General features: G+C 72.1%; 2 protein-coding genes. Both read left to right on the top strand.

Annotated elements, in window-relative coordinates:
- The first annotated feature begins 136 nt into the window (after positions 1–136).
- Positions 137–439 carry a ferredoxin gene (locus tag ACZ3YO_RS39890; protein WP_465548802.1) on the top strand — a complete coding sequence of 101 codons (303 nt, stop codon included), beginning with the start codon at positions 137–139 and terminating at the stop codon, positions 437–439.
- Positions 436–1,353, top strand: coding sequence for a menaquinone biosynthetic enzyme MqnA/MqnD family protein (locus tag ACZ3YO_RS39885; RefSeq protein WP_465579199.1), 918 nt, complete (start codon positions 436–438; stop codon positions 1,351–1,353). The genes ACZ3YO_RS39890 and ACZ3YO_RS39885 overlap by 4 nt, the downstream gene beginning before the upstream one ends.
- Positions 1,354–1,494 lie beyond the last annotated feature (141 nt).

The raw sequence follows: 1,494 nt of genomic DNA, 5'->3' as shown, positions 1-1,494 counted from the left end.
CCGGTGGAGCGCAACACCCGCTACGAGGTCATCCGCGAGTACGACGGCCCGGACCTGACGCGCCGGGAGACCCCGCAGGCCATGCGCCTCTGACCTCGACGGCCCCCACCCCGACGACGATCGGCAGGTTCCAGCCATGCCCACGAAGACCCACGACGAGCCGCACGACGAGGAACTGGAGGTCTGGATCGACCAGGGCCTCTGCACCGGGGACGGGATCTGCGTCCAGTACGCGCCGGAGATCTTCGAGCTGGACATCGACGGCCTCGCCTATGTGAAGGACGAGGACGACGAGCTGCGCCAGCAGCCGGAGGAGGCGGTGACCGTGCCGCTGCCACTGCTGCGGGACGTGGTGGACTCGGTGCGGGACTGTCCCGGGGACTGCATCCACGTACGCCGCCGCAGCGACCGGGTCGAGGTGTACGGGCCGGACGCGTGACCGGGCGTGTCCGGCAGCGGCCCAGGACCGGCCACATCCGGTTCCTCAACTGCCTCCCCCTGCTCTGGGGGCTGGCCAGGACCGGCGACCTGCTCGACCTCGACCTGACCTTCGGCACGCCGGACCACCTGAGCGCCGCACTGGCCCGTGGCGACCTCGACATCGGCCCGATCAGCCTGGTGGAGTTCCTCCGCAACGCCGACGACCTGGTCGCCCTCCCGGACATCGCGATCGGCAGCGACGGGCCGGTGATGTCCTGCCTGATCGTGAGCGAGGTACCGCTGGCCGAGCTGGACGGCGCCCCCGTCGCGCTCTGCTCCACCAGTCGCACCTCCGTGCGACTGGCCCGGCTGGTGCTCTCCGACCTGGTGGGCGTCAAGCCGAACTACTTCGTCCGTCCGCCCGACCTGGCGGCCATGCTCTCCGACGCCTCCGCGGCCGTGGTGATCGGCGACCCCGCGCTGCGGGCCTCGCTGCTCCAGGCCCCCCGGCAGGGGCTGGAGGTGCACGACCTGGGGGAGATCTGGCGGGACTGGACGGGGCTGCCGTTCGTCTTCGCGGTGTTCGCGGCCCGCCGCGACTTCCTGGCCAGGGAGCCCGGGACCGTGCACCAGGTCCACCGGGCGCTGCTGGCCGCACGCGATCTGGCCCTGGACGAGATGGACCTGGTGTGCGAGCGGGCCGCCCGCTGGGAGGACCTGGACGCCCCCACGCTGAAGCGTTACTTCACCTCGGCGCTCGACTACGGCCTCGGCGAAGGCCAGCTCGCCGGCATCGCGGAGTTCGCCCGCCGGGTCGGCGGCGACGCCGGCGCGGGCTTCCCGGAGGACGTCCGGGTGCGGCTGCTGGACACCAGCGCACGGGGGAGCCGACCAGTACAGCCGGACGTGACCAGCAACAAGCCGACGAACTGAAGGAGAGGGCGGCGACGTGTCGAAGCTCGAAGAGGAACACCCTGGTCTGCAGGCCGTGCTCGACCGGGCCGCCGGTGGTGGCCGGATCACGCCGGAGGAGGCGTTGGAGCTGTACCGCTCGGCGCCGTTGCACGCGCTGGG

The organism is Kitasatospora sp. NPDC022785 (assembly GCF_055561295.1).
The sequence above is the reverse complement of the archived record's forward strand: the minus strand, read 5'-3'. Positions and strand labels throughout refer to the sequence as shown.